Genomic DNA, 23,367 nt, shown 5'->3' on the forward strand with positions numbered 1-23,367 from the left:
ATCTCACTAATGCCCCATTTTCACTTATTTAGAGGTAAAAAATGTATTCACTAATCTGTGCTACCGTTTTCTAAACAGAATAGCGGCTCCATTGTTTGAATTTATCTCTAATGACAATTGAGATCTACTATCGACCACTTCTTGATCAATTCGCAATCGATGAGGAGGATTCAATGAAGGATCATCAGTGTAGATTATGGCATCATAAGTGGCATTATCGTCTAAAAATGTCAGGGACAAATCTAATTTCCGCTCTTCTTCTCCATTAATAACACCTAAATACCAATTTTTTCCATTTCTTCTGGCCGTTACGTTATAAAGACCGGGGTATCCCCCCAAAATTTTGGTTTCGTCCCAAACTGTAGGTACGGCATCAAAGAAACCCAATTCTGGAATTTCAGCTATAAACATTTCATTTTTACCTGCACCTCCCACCTTTCTTGGAGATGCTTCAGGTCGATCATACCAATAAACAAATTGCCAAGGACTGTAAAGGCAGACAGTCTTTGCCAATTGAGATCCATGAGACCCCATGGTCTCGACTCGATCAGCAAAATAACATACCGTATGATCACCGGCACCGGCCAACATCCTGGTATAAATAGTTTTTAGAACCATTGTATTGTCCGGAGATTCTTCATCGCCGCGAATCCCTTCTTGGGTTAGTAAATTTGGATAGGTACGCGACATTCCTGTGGGACGATATTCGTCGTGAATATCTACCATCAATTTATATTTAGCAGCCAAAGCCACAGCATCGTGCAACCATTTCGTCCACTCTTGATCGCCTACCCGGACAAATCCGTATTTTACTCCTTTAATACCCCAAGAATGCAAGAGAGGAAGCACTTCTTCCAACTGCCGTTCCAAAGATCTTCGATTGAGGTATAGAATGATCCCTATGTTTTTACTTTCAGCATAATCGATGACTTTTTGCAGCTCTAATGGACCTTTTGACCGTTTGGGATCGACAGTAACTGTAGTTGCATCAGAGGCATCGTCGTATTCATTACCATACCATCCCGCATCAAATTCAACATAGCGAATTCCGTGTTTAACTGCAAAATCCACACAGGCCATACCGCCTTGAGTCGTTAGAGTCACTTCTCGAATCACTTTACCGGGTTCAATCCAATCCGTCTTCCCTATGGCATTGGGTGGACTTAGATGTAAAACCAATTCATTGTTTTGCAACAAAGTATTGGGGGAATGCCCCAACATAATAAAACGCCAAGGTGATTTAAAACTACCTGGATATTCTATTTTACTCGCCAAACTAGCCTGTAAACCTGGGCCAGTTTTATTTCCCTTCAATTTCATTCTCGCAAAATCATAAAGACCGGCTTCTCCTATAGCTATATATTGATGATCGGACAATTCAACCAGTAAAGGTCTTTCAACTGCTTCCTCCTCTATATTAGACACCGACATCTTTTCAATTTTGCCTTGGGCGGTATGAGTAACCCATGTTTGCGCATTTGAAGGCAAATTAAAAGTCGTCAATTCAGACAGTACCGTCACTGATTGCTCTGATGCTATATGATATCTAAAAGCAATCCCGGTATCAAAAACTTTAACTTCCAAGTTATATCCCTTTTGCGTGGATTGGTTGGCCTTGTATTGGATATTACCTCCTTGAAAATGTTCACGATACACACTGGCCTCCCCGTAGACCGGAGACCATAAACTATCTATACTATATATGTTTACCGAAGCCATTGATACATCTTTAAAAGAAATTTCGCTCCCAGCCATTTCCAGTCCCAGTTCTGAATATCCTACCCATTCTTCACCATCGACAAACACACTGTAATATGGTTGACCGGACAATACTTCCAGTTTAAGTTCGACCTGACCATTGGGACTGACAATAACTACCTCATCATCAGCAAATAAAGATGAAGGCAATAGTGAACAAACCAAAAAAGTGTAAAGATGAAGCAATAATAATTTCATAAATGTATTTTTTATATCCTATTAAAAAAGGGTCTGACAGTAATTAATAACAAAATTACCTCTGGCAAAAAACCACGGCAAAGTAATAAATCCTTACCAGATATGGAATCCAAAGTGGAAATAATAGATAATCTATGACTTTTTCGAAATAGGTCGGTATGTTTTTATTCGTATCCAATCGAATTGGTTTCCAGTTAAAGAATGCATCTTTATAGCCCTCTTCATTCTGAAATTTCTATTTGATATAAATTTCCATTAGGTAGTCTTCACACTTTTACATTAATGGATTGAGAAGGAGATTCAGGAAAAAGTATATAATCTATTTTATACCTAATGATGATATTAAATCTGCACGCAAAACGATGAGAAGAGGACCTAAACAGCAAGGAAGCAATTTAGATACCATAGAATAGGATAGCAAAATATATTGCCCAAAGAATCCATTAACTCAACAAAATTATTGTTTGCACTATAATATTCCGAATGGACACTAAATAGATTATATCAATCTTCTATCATATTTATTGAGTATTAATCCAAGGTGGCAATTGCGGCAAAATTTTAGGGAAATATGTATTTGTTCGATTTCGCAATAATGAAGTTATAATCAATTTTGGCAGTGAATAATTCGCAATGGATTTATGATTATTAAAGGGATAGAGGAGGAATACAAATCACATTTTGAAATGAGAGGTGAGATTGAGGGTTGGAACTGGGAGGGAGAAAATATAATTAGTTATTTAAAGGATAAGCAATTATTCAATTATAGTAACGAAAATTTATTAAGTCATGGAAGATAAATTTAAAAGCCTATCAATCGAGGACTTTTACAAGCGTTTCCCAAATAGTAAAAGTTGCTTAAATTACCTGGCTCACCAAAAGTGGGCATCCGGATTTACCTGTAAACATTGTGGACATCATCGATATTGCAGCGGCGGAAAGCCCCACATTAGGCAATGCTCAAAATGCCGATATAAAGAATCGGCCACGGCCAATACCTTATTTCACAAAGTAAAGTTTGACCTGCTCAAAGCGTTCACCATTGTCTACTTAATCGCCACCAGTAAAAAGGGTATCTCATCTTGTGAATTGGGCCGCAAGTTACAGGTGAGACAAAAGACTTGTTGGCTGTTTCGGCTCAAAGTAATGCAGGCCATGAAAAGCCATCAAAAAGTCGGATTAAGTGGCAAGGTGGAAATTTCTGATTTTAAAATCGGCATGAAAAAGACCTTGCAAAACGGCCAAGAAGTACAGTACAAGAAGATCGTAGTCCTTGCCATAGAGAAAAAAGGCAAGGGAATATCTCATGGTTATGCTATTTCTACAAATAGTCGAAGCGCCAAAGAAATCAACCGTTTATCAGATAGATGTGTAAATCTAGACGCGAAAATCACTTGTTATAAGAAGCATGGCTATGACCAAATTTGCCAGAAATATCCGGTAGTGAAAAGAATTAGAAAATCTAAAAAATCGATAATGCCTCTATCGAATAGAATGAAGAATAGTATAACGACTTGGTTGAGAGGCACTCATCACCATGCCGAATTATTGCAGTATTATTTGGACGAATTTTGCTATCGTTTTAATCGCAATAAGATGAAGGCTGAAATCTTCGATCATTTATTGGAGCGCATGGTTTGTCATAGGCCACGAACCTATTTAGACATTATCCACTAAATAACTAATTATATCGGCTTCCCTACCCATCAGTTCAAAACCCCTAAAAACCAATCAAATGTTTATCCCCTCTAACTATTCAAACTTTGTTGGATCATAAAACATAGCTCACAGAATAACTTTCTATGATCTTATACTCCTTAATGATGATCAGAATTTTGATAATGCTCTCGAATTAAATCGCGTCCAAAATCTCCATCAAAATCCCGCCATATCGTATGAATATGATTGGCATTGTTTTGTGTGTTGTCAAATTCGATTAAAAAAGTCTTTCCCTGAATGCGATAATAATGAGGCTGGCCCAATTTCAATGCCCCTGCCCAGCCAAAGGTAATTTCATCTTCTTCCTCAGACGCTATATTCTCACTTCGCTTCTCAGCCAAATCTATCGGCATTGCACTTAAAAATTCATCGATAATCGCCCAAACTAAAGCTTTCTCTTTTTTATTTAATTCCTTCATTGGAATACCTACTCGATCCAATGGATCCACCTTCGAAGCATTCATGGTAACTATATCCCTGAATGTTTGCAATGAAAATATAGCCCGTTCCTGCTTTTGTGCACTCATGGTGTTGATGAGCTCCAAACCCAAGTCCTCTTCAACATCCAAAGTTCTCTCTCCTTCCCGCTCACCAGAAGGAATCCGAGCAGGATTGGCACCAAAAAATCTAGGTGCCATGGAAATATCTCCATCTACTATGGTAAAATGAAGTGAAATATGGTGCCCCTCAAAAGACCAAGCCCAAGTCTCGTCTTCCTCAGGATCTCCGTAAAAAGTAACAAAATATTTTTCTGGATCCCGATATTCAGGATCGTTTTCCAATTCGGCCAATACCTCTTCCAATCCTATAATTCTCTGAGTCTTTTCGTAACCAGCCTCACTTAAATAATTCTTCAGCAACGTCAACAAAGACTCCTTTTGATCATCTGACATTTCGTACAAAGGCAATCCATCTCTTTTATAGTTTCTGGTAGGTAAAAAGTGCCACTTCATACGACCTTCATCGGACATCTCCAATTGGGTTTTATTGCGCTGTGCTTCTGTCAGACTATTTAAAAAATCAACTGCTGGATCTACCTTCCAATTTTGAAAAGTAAGAAAAGACAATAAAACAAGAACAAATACGAATACTCCCTTTAACATATGCTTAGATTAACCATTTTCTGTAAATATGTAAAAACAACAGATCTTACATTACTCTAATTTATGGCATTGGAGTGAATTGTCCTAACAAAAAATGGAATAAACCACAGTAAACGCAAATATAATCCCAATTAACAAACACAGTCAAGATTTAAAACTCTTTTGCTCCAAATTCACTCTTGACAAACTTGGATTGATTTTTTTGATAATTGAAAGTATATCCTATGTTCAAGGTTATCATATCGACCTCATATACATAATTCGTCGTCGTATAAAATTCGTTACTGCGATAAGTCGTAATGCGTTGCTCATTGGTATTCAGCAACCCCAAATCCATATTCAACCATTGCATATTTATATTGAGCCGTCCATTTAAAAAGGATTTTTTCAAAGATAAATTGGGCGAATAAAAAGCAGAATCTTCTCCTTGAGCTGTATTTCGCTTAGATAAATAATTAAAATTCCACTGGAATTGCCAGGTCTCTCCAAATGAATATCCAATATTGGCATTAATAGAATATACCCAACTCTTCGAATCTATAGGTCGTTGATCAAACTCTCCTTTAATGGAATTGTGATAGATATTCCCTCCTGCAAATATATTGATTTGATCATTTACATTCCAATCATCACTCAATTCCAACCCAATAGCATTGCCACGACCTACATTGGAGTATATCCTGTTTAATATAGTATCGTTATAAATGGTATTTACCCTATTAATAAGATTATCAGTAGTTCTAAAATACAAATTAGTGGAAAAAGAATGCGATCCTTTTTGCACCGACAATCCGGCTTCGACATTGTCTATTAATTCTGGCAATAAAGTAGGGTCCCCTTGTTCCAAGGTTTCTGAATGTTCTCTCTCCGGAAAGGGATTCATTTTAAATGTTGTCGTTCTCTCTACGCGCTTGCTATATCCAGCCTTCCACTTCACATGATCATTTACCGAATACATCACATTAATAGATGGAAAAGGACGAAGAAAAGAATAGGTATAAAGACTATCTACCAATCCTGCTTTATCCTTTAAATGCAGTTCTCTGTCCATGGCCTCCAACCTCAATCCAATGCCATAACTCCAACTATCAATACTGCCGCTGAATTGCCCAAAACCCGCATGGATAATCCTAGTCAAATCAACCTCACTAGAAAAAGCACTAACCAGTTCAAAAAGACCTGTTTCATTGTTTTTTCGCTCATATACAAAATCCCCAGAATGGTCTAAATTCCTAAATTGATATCCCCATTCCAACTGTCCAACTTCCCAAGCCGGCATCTTGTAATTTAAGGACATTCGAATACCTGTCAAAGGATTATCATTCGTATTATACTCATCCTGAATCACCTCCGACACATTGGGCCATGCGAGATTGAGATTTGTCGTCGGCCCACCTAACAGGGTGTATTCATACAGTGCAGAAAAATTCAAAGCACTAGAATTATCGAAAATATAGTTGTAATCAAAATTTCCCAAGGCAAAGTCCCCTTTTCTAATTCTTAGGTTTTCATTGTAATAAGTATAATTAGAGATTGTGTTCCTCGTATTTTCATCGGTTTTTTCATTGTTGTAATAGAGAATATCAGCCCTTCGATCTTTCGATCTTTTACCTGCAAAAAATCCCAATCTCATACTGTTGTTTTTATGTGGGGTATAACCTATAGAAAAACGACCAGAATAATTTACCTCATCAAAACTCCTCTCGCCATCTGATGGAAATTGCGTTTTAACACCATCAATTATCGTCCATACATCTCCTTCGCGTCGCCCAGAAAGATCATTTCTCAAATAACTAGCCCCTGCAGAAAAATCCCATTTATTCTTTTGATAATTATATATAATGTCTCCACCAAATCGCGTGACACTCTCAGCATTGTTGTAGGGTTCTATGCTGGGCAATCCATATTTGAGATTGATTTGAGTAAAAGCCCCATCTACAGCTCCACGTTCGGTCACAATATTTATTAAACCCGCTTTGCCATCTGGATCGTATTTCGCAGAAGGCGCGGTGATGATTTCAACATTCTTGATAGCGTTGGCTGGTATTTGACTAAGAATTACTTCGGGAGAAGATTGAACCGGCTTACCATTTAACAAAACTACAAATCCGGAACTTCCCCTCACCGATATTTCACCAGTGGCATTAACGACGACCGATGGCACATTTCTCAACAAATCGGTGGCTGTTCCACCTTGGGCTGATTGAAACTTTGAAGCTTCATATACTTGGCGATCCATTTTGTGAACGGCAGTCATTGTCTTGCCTTCAATCCTAATTTCTTCCAACATTGATGCACTTGGATGCATGGAAAGGACATCCAATTCCAAATCCATCTTCTTTTCTATGAACAAATTTTCCGAGCGTTGTGACTGATATCCTATATATTGGGTTTCAATAAAATACCTACCAGGTTTAATATTTTCGAATTTAAAACTACCATCGTCTTCACTTATTACTCCTGCTGAGATTATAGTATCTGGTAAAGCGTACAAGACCACATTAGCATAAGCCAAAGGTTGGCCTGATGATCCATCCTGCAAGCTACCTTCTACATTGGCTTGACAAAACCCCACAGCTGGCATCCACAAAATCAACAATATTCCAACAATCCAACTGTATTTTTTCCCATTCATATTCCATCTTGTTATTTCGCTTCAAAATTAATCCAAAACGAACCTAGAAGATGGTAATTAATTCTACATAAATGGTACTATTGAAAATATTGTTGTCTGTATTTATGTGGAGTTATCGATTCATGCTTTTTGAAAAATTTCACAAAATAGGAAGCATCGTTAAAATGCATTAATTCGCTGATCTCGCCAATATTGCGATCGGTGTACAACAAATACCGCTTACTTTCCAGTAATATTTGATCGATAATCATTTCGTTGGCAGTAAAAGGCGAATTTTTTCGACAGACCGCATTTAAGTTTTGTGGGCTCGTGTGTAACAATTGAGCATATTCCTTTACCGTATGTATTTTCGGACAATGAAGGACCAACATTTTTTGAAACTGTACAAAAATAGAATCATTCTTCAAACCATCGGTCAATTCTTGACTTTGATGACTCAATATTTTGGCAAATAAAACCCTTAAATTTCCAAGAATTTTATCCCTAGCAAATTCTGACTTAGATTGATAAGTATGGTAAAGATCTTGAAAAATAGACCGAATAAAAGCCTCATCTCTTAATGGTATTCGATGTTTGCCATCAATCATTTCCAGCAATTCAATCAACCGACCATCACCCAATGCATCAAAAAAACCTGTTTTAAATAAACACACATAACCATCTGGAATCTCTGTAAACTGCCAACAATGCAACTGTCCCGGTTGTAAAAAATACAATTCAGGTGGACGGATGGGATATCTTTCCGTTTCTATCCAATGAAAGCCCTGCCCTGACTCAATATAAATGAGTTCATAATAATCCCCGTGTTTATGTGGCTTGGTTTTCTTTAACTTTTTCTTGAAAGGGGCTATCTTAAATTTTTCCTCTCCACTAATCTTTTGCTTTCTTTCAAAATCCCCTGTCGTTTTCACCTCTGACTATTTAGTTAAAGAATTGATATATTCAGCAATTTTCAAAGCTTCACTAGTAGGCACATGTGACATAGGTGGCATTTCCGTTGCATACCCCGGCCAATTTTGTGGTTGGGGCTGATGAATTAATTCTACTATTTTATTATTTGAATATTTCCGCTTTGCAATGGCTTTGTATGAAGGACCAATCTTGCGCTTATTGGCATCATGACAAGCTATACAGGTATATTTTGTCAACAATACATTTACTTGGTCCAGATTAATGTACGCTTCTGCCGAGACTTTCTTCTGACCGGTAATATCACTCATCCTCAAATGCTCATTGGCATTCACTGGTTTATCTTTCTGAATTACAGCCCCTGTCCCCTTGGCCATAGAAACCTTCTGATTAGTATTATTTATTTTTCCTCCTCCAGGAATACTGTTCAACGTATAATAAGCCGTAGGGTGAACCAAAGAATAAAAGTGGTTTTTATCACGCAATCCAGGCAATGATATAGTATGAATATAATGTTCTTTGAGATTATTCAACACCAATCTCACCTTCATCCCATCATCAGACAATTGTATGGACTCGATAGTACAGGGACTTTCATCTACTGGTGGACTTCCGTATACAGGATGGTATTTATAAATAAAATTGGAAATATCATAAGAGTCTGGATTCTTAGCTGAAACAGGATCTACCGGCAAGGTAAATTCAATTTCAAACCCATCGGCCATTGCTTTTATATTTTTCATTTCAAATGGGGTTTCTCCATTCCAAACCAATCGTTGCAATCCCTCATCGGCATCACCGGCTGACCCCCATCCTCTATTGGTTTCTCCGACAAAAAGAGAACCGTCTTGCGCCCAATCCATTCTCAAGACACCAGATTGAAACCCACTTCTAAATGCTATAGCCGCACCTTGATACACCCCATTTACCTTCTCCAACATAATGCGCGAAATCATACTCATTCCCTGATCTCCCACGAGAATTTGCCCCCCAAAAGGACCAAAATTTTCCTCGGGAATTTCTAATGGCTGAGCACTCGAAATCCCCAGAATACCATGAGGCAACCATACCGCAGGCAACTTCATGGCTGGAAATATCTCCTCCACATCAAATGCGGTTTGATAAGATTCTTTCACTACATTCTCGGGTTTAATGTATCTTCCATCAGGCCTTTTATTTTCTCTAATATCAATCTTGGATACAAAATCCTTATAGGTCAAATCTACAGGGGAATTGGGCAAATGAGCCCATTTCAAACCGGCAGGATTGCCCGAAAAATCGCCTTCTTCTATATGCCACAATCCACCTGACCCAATCCAATCTCCTTGATTTTCAGTATAAAAAAATTCACCATCAATGATTCCTGGTCCTGCAGGAGATCGCATTCCTGTAGCCCATGGATGAACTTGACCATCTGCTGTTATTCTCAGTGTCCATCCCCTCCAAGGTAGTCTACTATCTCCACGCCACCATTGTTCTCCCCAAAAACCGACGTTGGTGGTTACATAAAAAGAACCATCGGGTGCAACTACCGGACCATAGCTATATTCGTGATAATTACCCGTAATCGGCCATACTGCAAAGGTTTCATAAATATCGGCCTTCCCGTCCAAATCTGTATCCTCCAACCTTGTCAACTCACTGCGTTGCACACAGTAAAACGAGTTATCTTTCCATACCAATCCCAAAATTTCATGTAAGCCTGAGGCAAATTTTCTATAGTGTGGTTGTCGGGAATAAGGGTTTTCAACAATATACACATCTCCTCGTCTGGTTGCCAATCCCAAATTTCCATCTGGTAAAACCACAACACCTCCCACTTCCAACAATATACCTTCTGGTACCGCCAATGTCTTTATCTCAAAGAAATCCTCCTCCATCGGACTCTCTTGACCATAGCTCGGAAAAATTAATCCTAAAATAAATCCGATAAAAATCGTTATATATATCTTTTGCATATTTTATTATTGACTCTCGATTAGAATAAAATGGAATATTTAATACTGTCTTTCAAGGGTATAATAAGAGAATACTTCCCTCCATCTTCTCTTATTATGGGTTTTTCCGTTGAGTCTACGGCAATGTAATAGGAGTGATCTCCTATTAAAAATAAATTTTCACCAACTTTTTCAATCATACTAGCCGAAGCCAATTGATGGAACAAATTACTGGTTACTGACTCAGTAGAAATTTCTCTTAATAAACCTTCTCTATTCTCCAAAACACCGATTTGGTCGTGAATCTCTACTCCATTCTGCTTATAGGTAAAAATGGGTAAATCATCTTTGGTCATGCGATATCCCATTGGTCTAAATCCAGTGCCCAAGGTATCTGTAGGCCATAAAGATTGACTATTTTCCAATACAGCTACTGACAATACTGGATATCCAAAAGATGTAAGGCCTCCTTGCGGTCTTGCCGATCCATCCCCTCTACTGTGCCACATCGGAGTAGTATTTAGAAAAGGACCTCTCCATACCTGAAACACATTGCCACAATCCATATCATAGGAATAATGAATATCTTCTGGACTACCTACAGACACAGATCTCGTCACCCTATAATCGTCAGCAACGTCCATAAAACTTCGATGTACCGTATTGTTCTTGGCCTCTAAATAAATTGGATTGGTTATCCTTCTATTTTCTTCTTCATCTGATGCTCCAGGTAAATCAAGAGGAGTCAAAGAAATATTTCTCAGTGCCAAACTTCCGTGATCTCCTTGAATTCTCAGTGGTCCGTGTGAGGTTTCTTTGCCCGACAATGATCCTCGGGTAGGGCCAGACAGTTGGACATTGTCGTGGATCAACACCCCATTTAAACGAACGCTTTTCAAGATGGCCTTTTCTGTACGATTCCCATCATCATCAAATCGAGGAGCTCGAAAGACAATATCCAAATGTTGCCATAATCCCGGGGCTTTGGACACATTCCATCTCGGTGCACGTCCTCCGTATCCCTTGTTACCATCAGGACGACTTTCGTCCCAGCGATTATAGAGTCCTCCATTGTCTCCAGGCCTTACTACCTTATTCATCCATGAATCCAGCAATTGAATTTCGTACAAACCTTGGAGATAAATCCCAGAATTCCCCCCCTTAGTCATCATGTATTCCATGGACAAATGAAGATCTCCAAATTCGGCTTTGGTTACTAAATCTTTGCCGTGCTGGTTTTCCGACACCTTATTGACTATAATACCTGTACCTGGCTCTGTAGAAATCTGTCCATCTCCATACAAATCAGCCCATGCATTGCCTACCACACTCCAAGTTGAACTCACCGATTGAAAGGCAGAAAGATCATCTATCAACACTGACGTGGAATCAAAATCCATCGATGAATCCTTAGACATTTGACCCCTTGCCAAGACGACAGAACTTATCACAATAGCGAAACACAAACTTGAAACGACTAAAAAGGATCTTCTTTTTTTTATTTTATTCATAGGTACAATTACAAAAAATGATGGTATGTAGAACCTGGTTAATAACCAAAAATTAATTTATAAACAGACTTAACCAAGTTCAATTTTTCTATATCTGAATTACTTCTTCCCATTTCGATGATCTAAATATGCCTTTAAAAATTTTTCATCGTTTTCATCACTGTCCCCATATTCCATCCGCAATTCCTTCAATCTCTCATGCATCATAGCTTGAACATCAGCATAGGCGGGATCGCCATAAATATTATTCATTTCACTGGGATCTTTTTCCAAATCATACATTTCCCACTCATCGATATCATAGTAAAAATGCATTAATTTATACCGCTCTGTAGACACACCATAGTGTCGCTTAACCATATGGACAGAAGGATATTCGTAATATGTATAATACACCGCATCCCTCCAAGTATCGTCTTCTCCCTTCATCAACTTGCGGAAGGATTTACCCTGCATATCTTGAGGAACTTCAATTCCCGCATAATCTAAAAATGTCGGTGCAAAATCGAGGTTTTGGACGAGTTTATCAATTTTTGTACCAGGTTTAATTTCTTTGGGATATCTTATCAACAATGGGGTTCTAAACGATTCTTCATACATAAATCTCTTGTCAAACCAACCGTGCTCACCGAGATAAAAGCCTTGATCCGAAGTGTAAACTACAATCGTATTTTCAGCCAAGCCATTGGCATCTAGATAATCCAATACATCCCCTACTCCATCATCAACGGATTGAATGGTACGTAAATAATCCTTGATATATCGATTGTATTTCCATATCGCCAAATCCTTTCCCGATAATTTGGCTGCTTTCATGGCATCGTTTTTAGGATTATATGCCGCTTCCCATTCCGCTCGTTGAACATCATTCAATCGAGCCAATTCTTTATCAAACCCAGTGGGATTGCCATCGGGATCGATTACCATTTTGAAATCATGGCCCCATCCCGCATGACCATCAATCTTCATTTCCTGCTCTTTTGCTGCAGTTCCTCGATTGGTATAATCGTCAAAATAATTGGCTGGTGGGGTAAAGGTAGTATCGTCAAACAAGGTCAAATAACGCGGACTGGGCTTCCAATTTCTATGGGGTGCCTTTTGATGATACAACAAACAAAAAGGCTTAGATTTATCTCTTTTGTTATCCAGCCAATCTAGAGCAAACTCTGTAGTGAGATCAGTTACATAGCCTTCAAATCTTTGCATTTCACCATTAACTTGAAAATCTGGATTATAATAATGTCCTTGGCCTTTAAGCACCATAGAGTGGTCGAATCCTGTAGGTAATCCATCTAAGTGAATTTTACCCACCAAAGCCGTTTGATAGCCATTGGCTTGTAGCAATTTAGGAAAATTGTCTTGTTCCCAATCGAAAGGCTGTACATTATCAACCTTGCCATTGATAAAGCTGTGTTTTCCGGTCAACATAACCGCTCTACTTGGAGCGCAAATGGAATTGGTCACCGTTGCTCGGGTAAAAATTGCCCCCTCTTTGGCTATTCTATCGATATTGGGAGTATGATTTAGGTTTTGACCATAGGCTGAAATGGCCTGGAAAGCGTGATCGTCACTCATAACAAATAAAATATTCGGAGGAGTTTCGTCTTGTACTGGTTCTTCATCGGCACAACTAGCCAACAAAACAGCACAAAACAGGATATAATAATAAATGGCAATCTTATTCATAGTTAAAATTTAATAGCAATCTCAAATAAAAAATAAATATTATAAACGAAGATAAAAGTAATAATCCGATTGACAAGTATTAAATATCAAACACAATATCTTCTATTATATTAATAGCTAAGCCTAGATAAAACCAGACATTTTCATTGAATCAACAACACAAAATAATAATTTCAGTATATGATTTAGACAAGATAAATAAATGGAATTTAATCCAATTGTAGTTATACAATATTAACCACTCATTTATAACCCATAAATCTTCTTTTCACAAAAAGAGCCTTCCAACTAAATTGTCTCTCTTACATTATATAATAAAATCAAATAGTTTTTAACCAAACTTAAGATCCGAAGCCATTAAATAGTATTTATCTAATCAATTCATCAAACACGATTCGCTTATTCTCCCAATACCAATCCAGCCCTCTTTTTTCCAACACTCTATGTTTACTACCTGGTGCCAAAACTTCACTCGTCTCGGGCAAATACTTTTTTAACCTATGAATAATCGAAAAATACTCTCTATCCTCAGCTAAATTATACCATTCATTGGGATCCTCTATCACATTGTACAATTCCTCATCGCCATTACTATATCTGATATATCGCCACTCCTCCGTTTTCACACTGTGATTGCCTGGATTATGGGTAGTAATAGCGGGCCGATCCCTCTTCGAGTTTGGATTTTGAATAAGGGACAATAGAGAGATTCCTTCAACCTGTTCATTGGGAGTTAAATCAGCAAGATCTAGCAAGGACGGATATATATCCAAAAGTTCAACGGCTTCGCCACACACTTGATTCGCAGGAACACCGGGCCCAGAAAATATCAAAGGCACATGAGTAGACCGCTCCCAGAGGGTGTTTTTTCCGGTAATACTTTTTTCGCCCAAATGATATCCGTGATCTGACCACAACACAATAATAGTATTGTCGGATAATTTACCTGCTTCGATGGCATCTAAGACCCGTCCCACTTGAGCATCCACAAAACTAACTGAGGCCAAATAGGCTCTGACCTTGTTGCGCCATTGGTGATTGGCTTCTAACCATGAAAGTCTTGGTTCTGGTAAAAACCAGTGTAAATACCATGCAAAATCGGGAATATCGTTTCGATCTTGAGGTGGAGCAGGTGGTAGAATTACTTCTTCCAAGGGATAAAGGTCAAACCAACGTTGAGTAACCAACAAGGGTACATGGGGTCGATGAAAACCAACGGCTAGGAAAAAAGGTTGATTCTGCTCTTTGGCTAATTCATCTATCTTATTTACTGCCCAAGTGGCTGTTTTGTAATCTGACAATAGTGAATCTTTGTTATCGAGAGGAAATACCCCCCAGTCCAACAATGGGTGATCCACCATATCCAAGGGAATATTTACAATTTTCTCCTTGGGCACAGGACCAAAACCACCATCTGGCCCCCATTCTTGAAATTCTGTCTTTCTCTCTTTTGCCGTTATTCCTCCATGGAGAATTTTCCCAGTGGATATGGTCTTATATCCTGCATTGGCAAAATACTGCGGCAGAGAAACGACATTCTTTGTTTTTTCAGTATCTCGATATCTAGGTGCCAATCCGTATATACCAGAATTTGAAGGTCGAATACTGGTCAACACGCTGGTTCGAGAAGGATTGCACAATGGAGATTGGGTGTGTGCATTGGTAAACAAAGTACCGCTTTTGGCCAATCGATCCATATTGGGCGTCAACACCTGAGGATGACCATTGAGCACTCCTATCCAATCGTTGAGATCATCGATGGCTATGAACACCACATTGGGTTTACTAGACTGAGCACCTACTGAAATCTTAAACTGGAGCAATATTATAACAAAAACAATATATCGGACCATAATTCATTTGCGATTAAATCCTAAATTTAATCATATCTACACAACATTAAAATATTCCATATAAATAATCTACCCATTGAATATTCCAAGACCCTGCTATTGATTTTCTATGGTTGCCAACCAACGTTGGTGCTCTTTCAATAATTCATCTACCTTTTCCGGATATTTCTTTCTTAAATTTTGTCTTTCTCCTATATCATCGATAAGATTAACCAAAAACAAGGTATCTGAATCTAATAATTTTTTATTAACCGAGGAATCAAAAGGATGTCCCAATAATTTCCAATCCCCCTTTCGAACTGCCCAACCGCTTTTGAGATCACTCGCCTCACCTTTCTGCCAATGAACCACTTCGTGCTTGGTTTTCGCATTCGGATTATTAATAATGGAAACCATATTTTTTCCATCGATATCCTTATCTATTATTTCAGAGTCGGTATAATGTGCTATGGTGGGCAACCAATCCATGCTGGTAGTCAATTGACTGCGCACTTCATTTTGAGGAATAACATTGGGCCAAGAGATAATAGCCGGTACTCGCAGACCACCTTCGAACATACTAAATTTACCCCCTCGATAAGGTCCTGAATTTCCTCCCCCAAAGAATGCTCTCTCCTCATAGGAATGTCCGTGATCGGATTGAAAAATCACCAAAGTATTTTCATCTATTCCCGCAGATTCCAATTTATCCAACACCTTTCCAATTCCCTCATCCATAGTGGACACAAATGCGGCATATTCCCTTCGAGGGGTAGGCAAATCTTTGTAGTATTCCAACCACTTCTCACTGCCTTGATAGGGATAATGCGGAACATTAATAGCCCAGTAAATAAAAAACGGATCAGCCGAAGATTGATCGACGATGTCTTCGATTTCATCCACCATTAAATCCAGAAAAAACCTACCTGGATAATGTACTTCTTCATTATTTCGATACAGGTCATGTTTATTCGGTCCACTCCAGTAGAAAAAATGAGAATAGTTGTCGATACAGCCACTTTGATGGCCAAAAAAATAATCAAAGCCCTGGCCATTGGGCAATTTCTCCAAACTATGTCCCAAATGCCATTTTCCTATTAAAGCGGTGCGATAGTCATTTTCCTTTAGCATTTCGGCTATGGTCACTTGTGACGAAGGCAATCCCGCTTTATGCTCAGGATCATATGCAGGCACGGGTACATTCCCCGGCATTCCAGCCGACAAATTCGTCTTACCCGTCAACAAAGAAGCTCTTGAAGGCGAGCAAACTGGCGCCCCCGCATAAAACTGTGTAAATCGCACTCCCCTCTGGGCAAGTCGATCCAAATTAGGGGTGGCTAGGTCCAATGCTCCGTAGCAATTTAAATCTATTGACCCCAAATCATCTGCGAGAATCAATAAAACATTGGGATTTTCTGAGGATTGAGCATACCCCTCAGCCATCAATTGAATTATCAATAAAAAAAGAATAAAATATCGTTTCATAATAAATACAAAGTTAATGGCTCAAAATAACCAATAGTATACAATATTAATATGACTCAGCAAATAATTAGAATTATTTGCTGAGTCAACGATGCTATTAACACAGCGATTTATTTCATTTTTTATATCTATCCATGCTCAACCTTGAATAATTCAAAAGAATCGAAGATTAACCCACATGATTGACTAGTTTGAAGGAAACCTCTTTTTTTGATCCTTAAAATAAGGTTGAAAATCATAGCTAGAATTTTTATGCCAATTGGCATTGACCGTCGGAATTTGCTGTCTCAATTCCTCCAATACGTATTTGTAATTTTCATTCTCAATTTCATTCACCCATTCATTGGGATCAATCCTGTGGTCGTACAATTCTTCACTACCATCTTCGTACACTATATATCTAAAATCTTTACTCCTTACGGCATGATTATTCTTTCCAAATGTAGTTATCGCATAGCGATGACCATCCAGAGATCGCCCATCCATTAATGGAATTAGACTCAATCCTTCATTGCTTTCATTTTTCGGCAATTCAGCCAAGTCGACTAAAGTAGGATATAAAGACAATAGTTCAACGGCGTCATCGACTACCCTACTCTGATGTTTGGGGGAATAGATAATCAAAGGCACTTTGGTAGCTTCTTCCCAAAGACAATGCTTAGCAAAACTACCTTTTTCTCCCAACCGATATCCATGGTCAGACCACAATACGATAATAGTATTGTCACTATATCTGCTACTTTCAATCGCATCTAGGATTTGTCCAACTTGATCATCTACAAATTTTACACAAGCCAAATAAGCTTGCACAATATTCTTATATTCACCACTCTCTACGGCCCATTTCGTAGTAGGCATCATCGGCAGATCGTTAATTTCCAATGCTATAGGAGGAACATCATCCAAATCATCTAATTTATAGGGTGGCAAAGTCAGTAAATCGGGATCAAACGAATTCAACCATTTCTCTGGCACATACCAAGGCACATGTGGCCTTAAAAAACCTACTGCCAAGAAAAAAGGCTGATCATAATCTTTACCCAAACGCTCGATTGCCCATTGAGTAGATTTATAATCCGGCATCAAATGATCACTTTCAGGAAAAGCTCCCCAATCAGTACTTGTTCTACCATAAGATGGACCTGCATCACCTTCCCAAACAAACCTATTTTCTGGCTTAGGACCAAAACCCTTTGCCCTTCCGCCCGATTCGTCAAACATATTTTTAGGCGCATGAGAATGAAATAACTTACCGATGCCCATGGTATGGTAACCATTATTTTTAAAATATTCAGGCAAAAATACAATATCACTGGTCGGAGAGTTATCTATCACAATCTCATCATCCCCTACCATTCCATATATCCCTGTAGTTGAAGGCCTCAATCCCGTCATAATTGAAGCCCTCGAAGGACCACATAATGGAGCCTGACAATGAGCATTGGAAAACAAAATAGACTTAGCCGCCAATCGATCTATATTGGGAGTGGACACATTAGGATGTCCGCGAAGTGGTCCAATCCAATCATTGAGATCATCGACAGCAATAAAGACAATATTGGGTTTGTCTGTTTGAGCCAAAAGTTGAAATGATGACAAGAGCAATACAACGGATGATATAACAACAGACAACTTAGCTCTTAATAAATAATATTTTGATATCATTTCTACTTTTTTAATACCCATAATTTTGTGCAAAATTAGTCGCGTCTATCTCTGTCTGAGGTATAGGAAAATAATAATCCCTTGAAGGATCAACTTCATGGTGCTCTAATGACTCTTCTGATGTAAAAGTTGACTCCAAAATATTCCACCTTTTTATATCAAACCATCTTTTGAATTCAAAAGCAAACTCATATCGTCTTTCATTTCGGATAATGTCCCTCAACTCCGTTTGAGATATGCCCGCTTCTACGTCCTCTGGAAATGTTGACTCAAACTCTCCATTAAATCTAGCTCTTTTGCGAACTAAATTAATCAGTTCTAATGCTTGATCTGTTGGGCCCACTGATTCGTTGATGGCTTCTGCCGTCATCAACAATACATCGGCATATCGATACAAACTGTAATGATGGTCACTTGCACGATCATCTCCAGCTTCCTGAGGGCCTGGAAATCTAAAATACTTGGCAATATGCGGTCTAGGTACTCGGAATCCAGTATTAAACAAAGAGGTCTGAACACCATTTATGCTAACAGAATCTTCAAAACTAACCTTCTTTCTATAATCTCTCGAATCCCATTCATGATACACTTTTTCTGAAGGTACTGCCACTGATAAACTTCGCGGTGCATAATCTCTGACCCTAGTAAGATTAATCATTCCATCTGTTTGGTTATAACTCCCTGAATTCAAATCATTCTTAAGATCAATGGTCAATATAGGTTCCTTTAAACTGCCCGCCAAATTGGCATTAAATAAATCTTGGTAATTTGCGACAAGAGCAAAATCATAAGAAGATGCATTACTGATAATCTCTTGACCTTCTTTTACCGCATCTTCAAATTGGTTTAAGGTTAAATAAACATCGAGTAAAACAGTACTTGCACTTCCCTTTGTACCAATATTTCTAGTTGAATTTGGATTCGTGTCATTTAAATGCTCCTTGGCAAATTTTAAATCATTAATGATTTCCGCATAAACCTCTTCTTCACTAGACCTTGTAAATGAATTCAACGCCTCCGAATTGTCAATAGGTTCCAAAATTAAAGGTACAGGCCCAAAATATCTAACCAAATGAAAATATGTAAAGCCTCGAATAAACCTTGCCTTTGCCTCTAAATTGTTTTTCACATCCTCACTAGCATCTATTGCCCTTGCGCCTTTAATGGCTGTATTGGCAGCAGAAATAGACTGAAACATTCGAATCCAACCTTCTCTTACCAAAGTATTAGATGCATCCATACTAAAATCGTTGATGGCTATTCTATCGCTACTGGTATTTCTATCACCTATTTCCACCATGTCGCTCCTCAACATAACCGATAAAAGATATGACTTTTCAACCTGTGTAGTCACCCATTCAGCATAAGCTCCATTAATGGCTGCTTCTACATCGGCGGCTGATTTAAAAAAACCTTCTGGCGCCAACAATCCCTTGGGATCTTCTTCTAATGCATTGCAATTGAACATAGACAATATCAATGCTATACTTAAAATTTTATATGATAATATTTTCATGATTTTCATTTTTTAATGGTTATTAAAAACCTAGATTCAAGCCTATTGTTAAAGATTTTATATTGGGATAACTACCAAAGTCTAAACCTAAATTGGTATTGCTTGATCTAAAAGCCACCTCCGGATCAACGCCTGAATAATCGGTAAAGGTGATTACGTTTTGACCACTCAAATAAATTCTTGCTGAATTCAACTTCAATTTTTCTAGTGCATTTTTAGGCAAATTATATCCAAAAGAAATATTCTTAAGTCGGATATATGTCCCATCTTCCACAAATCGAGTCGATGTTCTTGCCGCTCTATCCGATGTTGCTTTAGGCACATCTGTATCAGTATTACTAGGAGTCCATCGATCCAATGCCCTTATAGTAGCATTTGAATTTCCACTTAATCGATCCAGTTCCATTCTCACAATATTTAACATATCTCCTCCTACATATGCTTGAAAAAAGAGATTTAAGCTAAACCCTTTATAGGACATTTCATTATTTAACCCCCAAACAAAATCAGGATTGGGGTCACCAATAATTTTTCTATCATCAGAATTGAGAACACCATCGTTATTTAAATCGGCAAATTTTTCACCTCCTGGCGAAGTTTCAAATCCACCGCCTGGTATAAAATCATCGCCTTCTTGATATAATCCTTCAAATACAAAACCATAAAATGACCCTACAGGATAACCTTCACGCAATATGGAGTTGGGCACACTTGCGGGTGCACTTGGCGCAGCCGTAAATATAATATCATTACCACTAGGCAATTTCAATACTTTATTCTTATTCTGAGAAATATTAAAAGTAGCATCCCACTTAAATCCTTCAGTAAATATCTTGTAACCCAGCTGGAATTCAAACCCCTTATTCTCTAAAGCACCAATGTTCTCTAGACGGTTTTGATACCCAGAAAATATTGGAATAGGAACATTAAAGAGCAAATCTCTAGTTTTCTTATAATAATATTCCATTACAAAATTCAACCTTCCTTCGAACAACTCTCCGTCCAATCCAAAATTAACCTGCTCTGTAGTCTCCCAAGTTAAATCCTTGTTTGCTATAGCAGTAGGTCTAACCGAACTAACCGAACCATTGTTGTATACGAAATAAGTAGTAGACAGTTTGGACAGGGATTGATAGGAAGAAATCGCCTGGTTCCCAGTCAATCCATAACTCGTTCTCAATCTTAAATTGGTCAGCAATTTATTTTGGGGAAAGAAACCTTCCTTACTTATATTCCACGAAAATGCTCCTGAAGGGAAAAATGACCATTTATTACCCTCACTAAATTGAGATGCTCCATCATACCTCCCTGTGAATGTAAATATATATTTATCGAGAATGCTATAATTAGCTCTCCCATAACCAGAAACTATTGCCGATTCGGTATAATTGGAACTCGGGGGAAGTAAATTTACTCCAGCGGCCAAATTCCAAAACCCTAATGCATCTGACAAAAACCCTGTATTACTTGCATTCAAGGATTCAGAATTAAATTGCTGAAAGGAGAAACCTGTGGTTAGACTTAATCTTGAATGACTACCTAGATCTGGCGTAAACAAGAAATACTGTTCGGTAATAAAATTTTTGTTTTTGGTATAACCCAAATTTCCTTGACCAAGATTACCCTCTCCCAAATTGGTAATTCGACTATTATACACTCCATTTCTTGAATTAACAACCTTTAAACCATAGGAGGAGTTAAAGGTAAGATTTTCAAAAACATCGACAGTAGCTTGAAGATTAGTCTGAAATTCATCTTGAACATTTTCCTCAGTTCTACCATCCAATATTGCCATAGGATTTTCAAAGGCCGCAATTCCTACCCTACTCTTTGTATAGGTTCCATCTTCATCTAATATGCCCTGATTTGGATCAAATCTTTGCGCCGCTGAAACCACACCAGAGTTATTTGCAATACCACCTGTTTGGGTTGGAATCCCATCTTTATTAGTTCCTCTGATGGTGGAATTTAATTTAATATTTATTCTATTCGTTGCCTGAAAACTAATATTGGTCAGCAATGAAAGTCTATCGTAATCTGAATTATTTATCACTCCTTTTTGATCAAAATAAACTCCAGACACATAATATTTTACTTTCTCGCTTCCTCCAGACATAGACAACTGATGATTTTGTGCATATCCTGGTCTAAATATAAGGTCTTGCCAATCCGTATTAGTTTGAATATTATCTAAATCGTAAAAATCTGAATTACGAGCCTCGTTGATATATTCTGCAAAATCTTGAGCTCCTAACAATTCTAATCGATCAATTTCTCGTTGCGCTGAATAATATGTATTATAATTAAATCTTGCCCTACCTTCTGCGCCTGATTTTGTAGTAACCATAACCACTCCATTGGCTCCTCTCGAACCATAAATAGCCGTAGCCGAAGCATCCTTCAAGATCTCCATTGAGGCTATATCTTCAGTAGGTGGCAACACTCCTCCGACAAATCCATCCACCACAAAAAGAGGATTACTGCTGGCGTTAATTGAGGTAGAACCCCGAACTCGAATCTTAAAACTTCCCCCTGGCTCTCCATTCGTAGATTGAACCATTACACCTGCTGTTTTACCTTGCAAAGCGTGTATTGCACTGGTAGTAGGAAATAAATTCAATTCCGAATCTTTTACACTTGAGACAGAACCTGTCAAATCACTTTTTTTCACCGTTCCATAACCGACAACTACTACTTCCTCCAATAATTCAGAGTCCGAAATCATGGTAACTTCAACTTCTCTTCGACCATCGACCGGTATTTCTATGGTTTGATATCCGATATAGGAGAATACTAGTGTAGCATTTTCATTGACGTTTTCCAATGTATATCGTCCATCAAAATCGGTCGATGTCCCATTAGTAGTACCTTTCACAAGCACATTTACACCGATAAGCACCTCTCCTTGTTGATCCTTGACCGTTCCCGACACCGACAAAGCCAATCCCGTCAACTCACGTTGTTTGGGCTTCCATGCTTCACGAATGGGAATACTTTTTGTCGGCTTGAAATTTGATCGGTTGTCATCCTTCTCTAAGATATCACTGAAGTGCTCAACCATAGAACGCAATGAAGACATCCCTTCTTTATCCAACCTATAGATAATAACAAAACGATCTTCAAAAATCTTAAACTGTAATTCTGTCCCCTTAAGTAAGTAATTTAGATCTTCCTCTACCGTATTCCCTTGATCGGAATAATTCACTGTGACATCCCGCACCAATGACTTGTCATAGGTAAAATACACATCGTATTTTTCCGTCAATTTTTGTAAGGCATCCGCAAGTTCTATCTCTTGGGATGAATAATCGATCTTTTTTCCATAACTATTATCAAGCAGCATTGTACTTAATACTAAACATAGGAGTATCCGCCATATGGACACTCTTTGAAGTAATCCTATTTCCATAATG

The 23,367-nt window shown here is 38.2% G+C and carries 13 protein-coding genes; 1 reads left to right on the forward strand and 12 read right to left on the reverse strand.

Annotation, left to right across the window (positions count from 1 at the left end):
- Window positions 1–60: 60 nt before the first annotated feature.
- A complete protein-coding gene (locus LVD51_RS07160; RefSeq protein ID WP_236970525.1) occupies window positions 61–1,956 on the reverse strand; it encodes a glycoside hydrolase family 97 protein in 1,896 nt (631 codons plus the stop codon).
- Window positions 1,957–2,745: 789 nt separating this feature from the next.
- On the opposite strand from LVD51_RS07160, the gene LVD51_RS07165 reads away from it, so the two are divergent.
- Window positions 2,746–3,633, forward strand: coding sequence for an IS1595 family transposase (locus LVD51_RS07165; protein WP_236970526.1), 888 nt, complete (start codon window positions 2,746–2,748; stop codon window positions 3,631–3,633).
- Between the two features lie 140 nt (window positions 3,634–3,773).
- Here the strand turns inward: LVD51_RS07165 and LVD51_RS07170 are convergent, their stop codons facing one another.
- From LVD51_RS07170 to LVD51_RS07220, 11 genes are all read right to left on the reverse strand, one after another.
- Window positions 3,774–4,778 carry a DUF3500 domain-containing protein gene (locus tag LVD51_RS07170; RefSeq protein ID WP_236970527.1) on the reverse strand — a complete coding sequence of 335 codons (1,005 nt, stop codon included), beginning with the start codon at window positions 4,776–4,778 and terminating at the stop codon, window positions 3,774–3,776.
- 151 nt (window positions 4,779–4,929) lie between these two features.
- A complete protein-coding gene (locus tag LVD51_RS07175) occupies window positions 4,930–7,413 on the reverse strand; it encodes a TonB-dependent receptor domain-containing protein (RefSeq protein ID WP_236970528.1) in 2,484 nt (827 codons plus the stop codon).
- Between the two features lie 77 nt (window positions 7,414–7,490).
- Entirely contained in the window at window positions 7,491–8,324 is an 834-nt protein-coding gene (locus LVD51_RS20125; protein ID WP_236970529.1) for a helix-turn-helix domain-containing protein, read from the reverse strand.
- Between the two features lie 6 nt (window positions 8,325–8,330).
- Entirely contained in the window at window positions 8,331–10,280 is a 1,950-nt protein-coding gene (locus tag LVD51_RS07185; RefSeq protein WP_236970530.1) for a hypothetical protein, read from the reverse strand.
- A gap of 20 nt (window positions 10,281–10,300) precedes the next feature.
- Window positions 10,301–11,770: a 3-keto-disaccharide hydrolase gene (locus LVD51_RS07190; RefSeq protein ID WP_236970531.1), complete on the reverse strand. Its 1,470-nt coding sequence runs from the start codon at window positions 11,768–11,770 to the stop codon at window positions 10,301–10,303.
- A gap of 99 nt (window positions 11,771–11,869) precedes the next feature.
- On the reverse strand, window positions 11,870–13,456 hold the full coding sequence (locus tag LVD51_RS07195) for a sulfatase family protein (RefSeq protein WP_236970532.1): 1,587 nt from the start codon (window positions 13,454–13,456) through the stop codon (window positions 11,870–11,872).
- 368 nt (window positions 13,457–13,824) lie between these two features.
- The gene (locus LVD51_RS07200) at window positions 13,825–15,309 is read right to left on the reverse strand and encodes a sulfatase (protein ID WP_236970533.1); all 1,485 of its coding nucleotides are present in this window, start codon (window positions 15,307–15,309) and stop codon (window positions 13,825–13,827) included.
- Between the two features lie 96 nt (window positions 15,310–15,405).
- Entirely contained in the window at window positions 15,406–16,773 is a 1,368-nt protein-coding gene (locus LVD51_RS07205; RefSeq protein ID WP_236970534.1) for a sulfatase-like hydrolase/transferase, read from the reverse strand.
- Between the two features lie 186 nt (window positions 16,774–16,959).
- Window positions 16,960–18,438: a sulfatase gene (locus LVD51_RS07210; protein WP_236970535.1), complete on the reverse strand. Its 1,479-nt coding sequence runs from the start codon at window positions 18,436–18,438 to the stop codon at window positions 16,960–16,962.
- A gap of 10 nt (window positions 18,439–18,448) precedes the next feature.
- Window positions 18,449–19,954, reverse strand: a complete 1,506-nt coding sequence (locus LVD51_RS07215) for a RagB/SusD family nutrient uptake outer membrane protein (protein ID WP_236970536.1) — start codon at window positions 19,952–19,954, stop codon at window positions 18,449–18,451.
- 22 nt (window positions 19,955–19,976) lie between these two features.
- The gene (locus LVD51_RS07220; RefSeq protein ID WP_236970537.1) at window positions 19,977–23,363 is read right to left on the reverse strand and encodes a SusC/RagA family TonB-linked outer membrane protein; all 3,387 of its coding nucleotides are present in this window, start codon (window positions 23,361–23,363) and stop codon (window positions 19,977–19,979) included.
- Window positions 23,364–23,367 lie beyond the last annotated feature (4 nt).

This window comes from Membranihabitans marinus (assembly GCF_021729155.1).
Classification (GTDB): Bacteria; Bacteroidota; Bacteroidia; order Chitinophagales; family Saprospiraceae; genus Membranihabitans; species Membranihabitans marinus.

Coding starts and splice junctions, on each gene's coding strand:
- LVD51_RS07175 (WP_236970528.1), bottom strand. CDS start 7,413: ATGAATGGGAAAAAATACAGTTGGATTGTTGGAATATTGTTGATTTTG.
- LVD51_RS07200 (WP_236970533.1), bottom strand. CDS start 15,309: ATGGTCCGATATATTGTTTTTGTTATAATATTGCTCCAGTTTAAGATT.
- LVD51_RS07190 (WP_236970531.1), bottom strand. CDS start 11,770: ATGAATAAAATAAAAAAAAGAAGATCCTTTTTAGTCGTTTCAAGTTTG.
- LVD51_RS07160 (WP_236970525.1), bottom strand. CDS start 1,956: ATGAAATTATTATTGCTTCATCTTTACACTTTTTTGGTTTGTTCACTA.
- LVD51_RS07210 (WP_236970535.1), bottom strand. CDS start 18,438: ATGATATCAAAATATTATTTATTAAGAGCTAAGTTGTCTGTTGTTATA.
- LVD51_RS07165 (WP_236970526.1), top strand. CDS start 2,746: ATGGAAGATAAATTTAAAAGCCTATCAATCGAGGACTTTTACAAGCGT.
- LVD51_RS07205 (WP_236970534.1), bottom strand. CDS start 16,773: ATGAAACGATATTTTATTCTTTTTTTATTGATAATTCAATTGATGGCT.
- LVD51_RS07220 (WP_236970537.1), bottom strand. CDS start 23,363: ATGGAAATAGGATTACTTCAAAGAGTGTCCATATGGCGGATACTCCTA.
- LVD51_RS07215 (WP_236970536.1), bottom strand. CDS start 19,954: ATGAAAATATTATCATATAAAATTTTAAGTATAGCATTGATATTGTCT.
- LVD51_RS07195 (WP_236970532.1), bottom strand. CDS start 13,456: ATGAATAAGATTGCCATTTATTATTATATCCTGTTTTGTGCTGTTTTG.
- LVD51_RS07185 (WP_236970530.1), bottom strand. CDS start 10,280: ATGCAAAAGATATATATAACGATTTTTATCGGATTTATTTTAGGATTA.
- LVD51_RS07170 (WP_236970527.1), bottom strand. CDS start 4,778: ATGTTAAAGGGAGTATTCGTATTTGTTCTTGTTTTATTGTCTTTTCTT.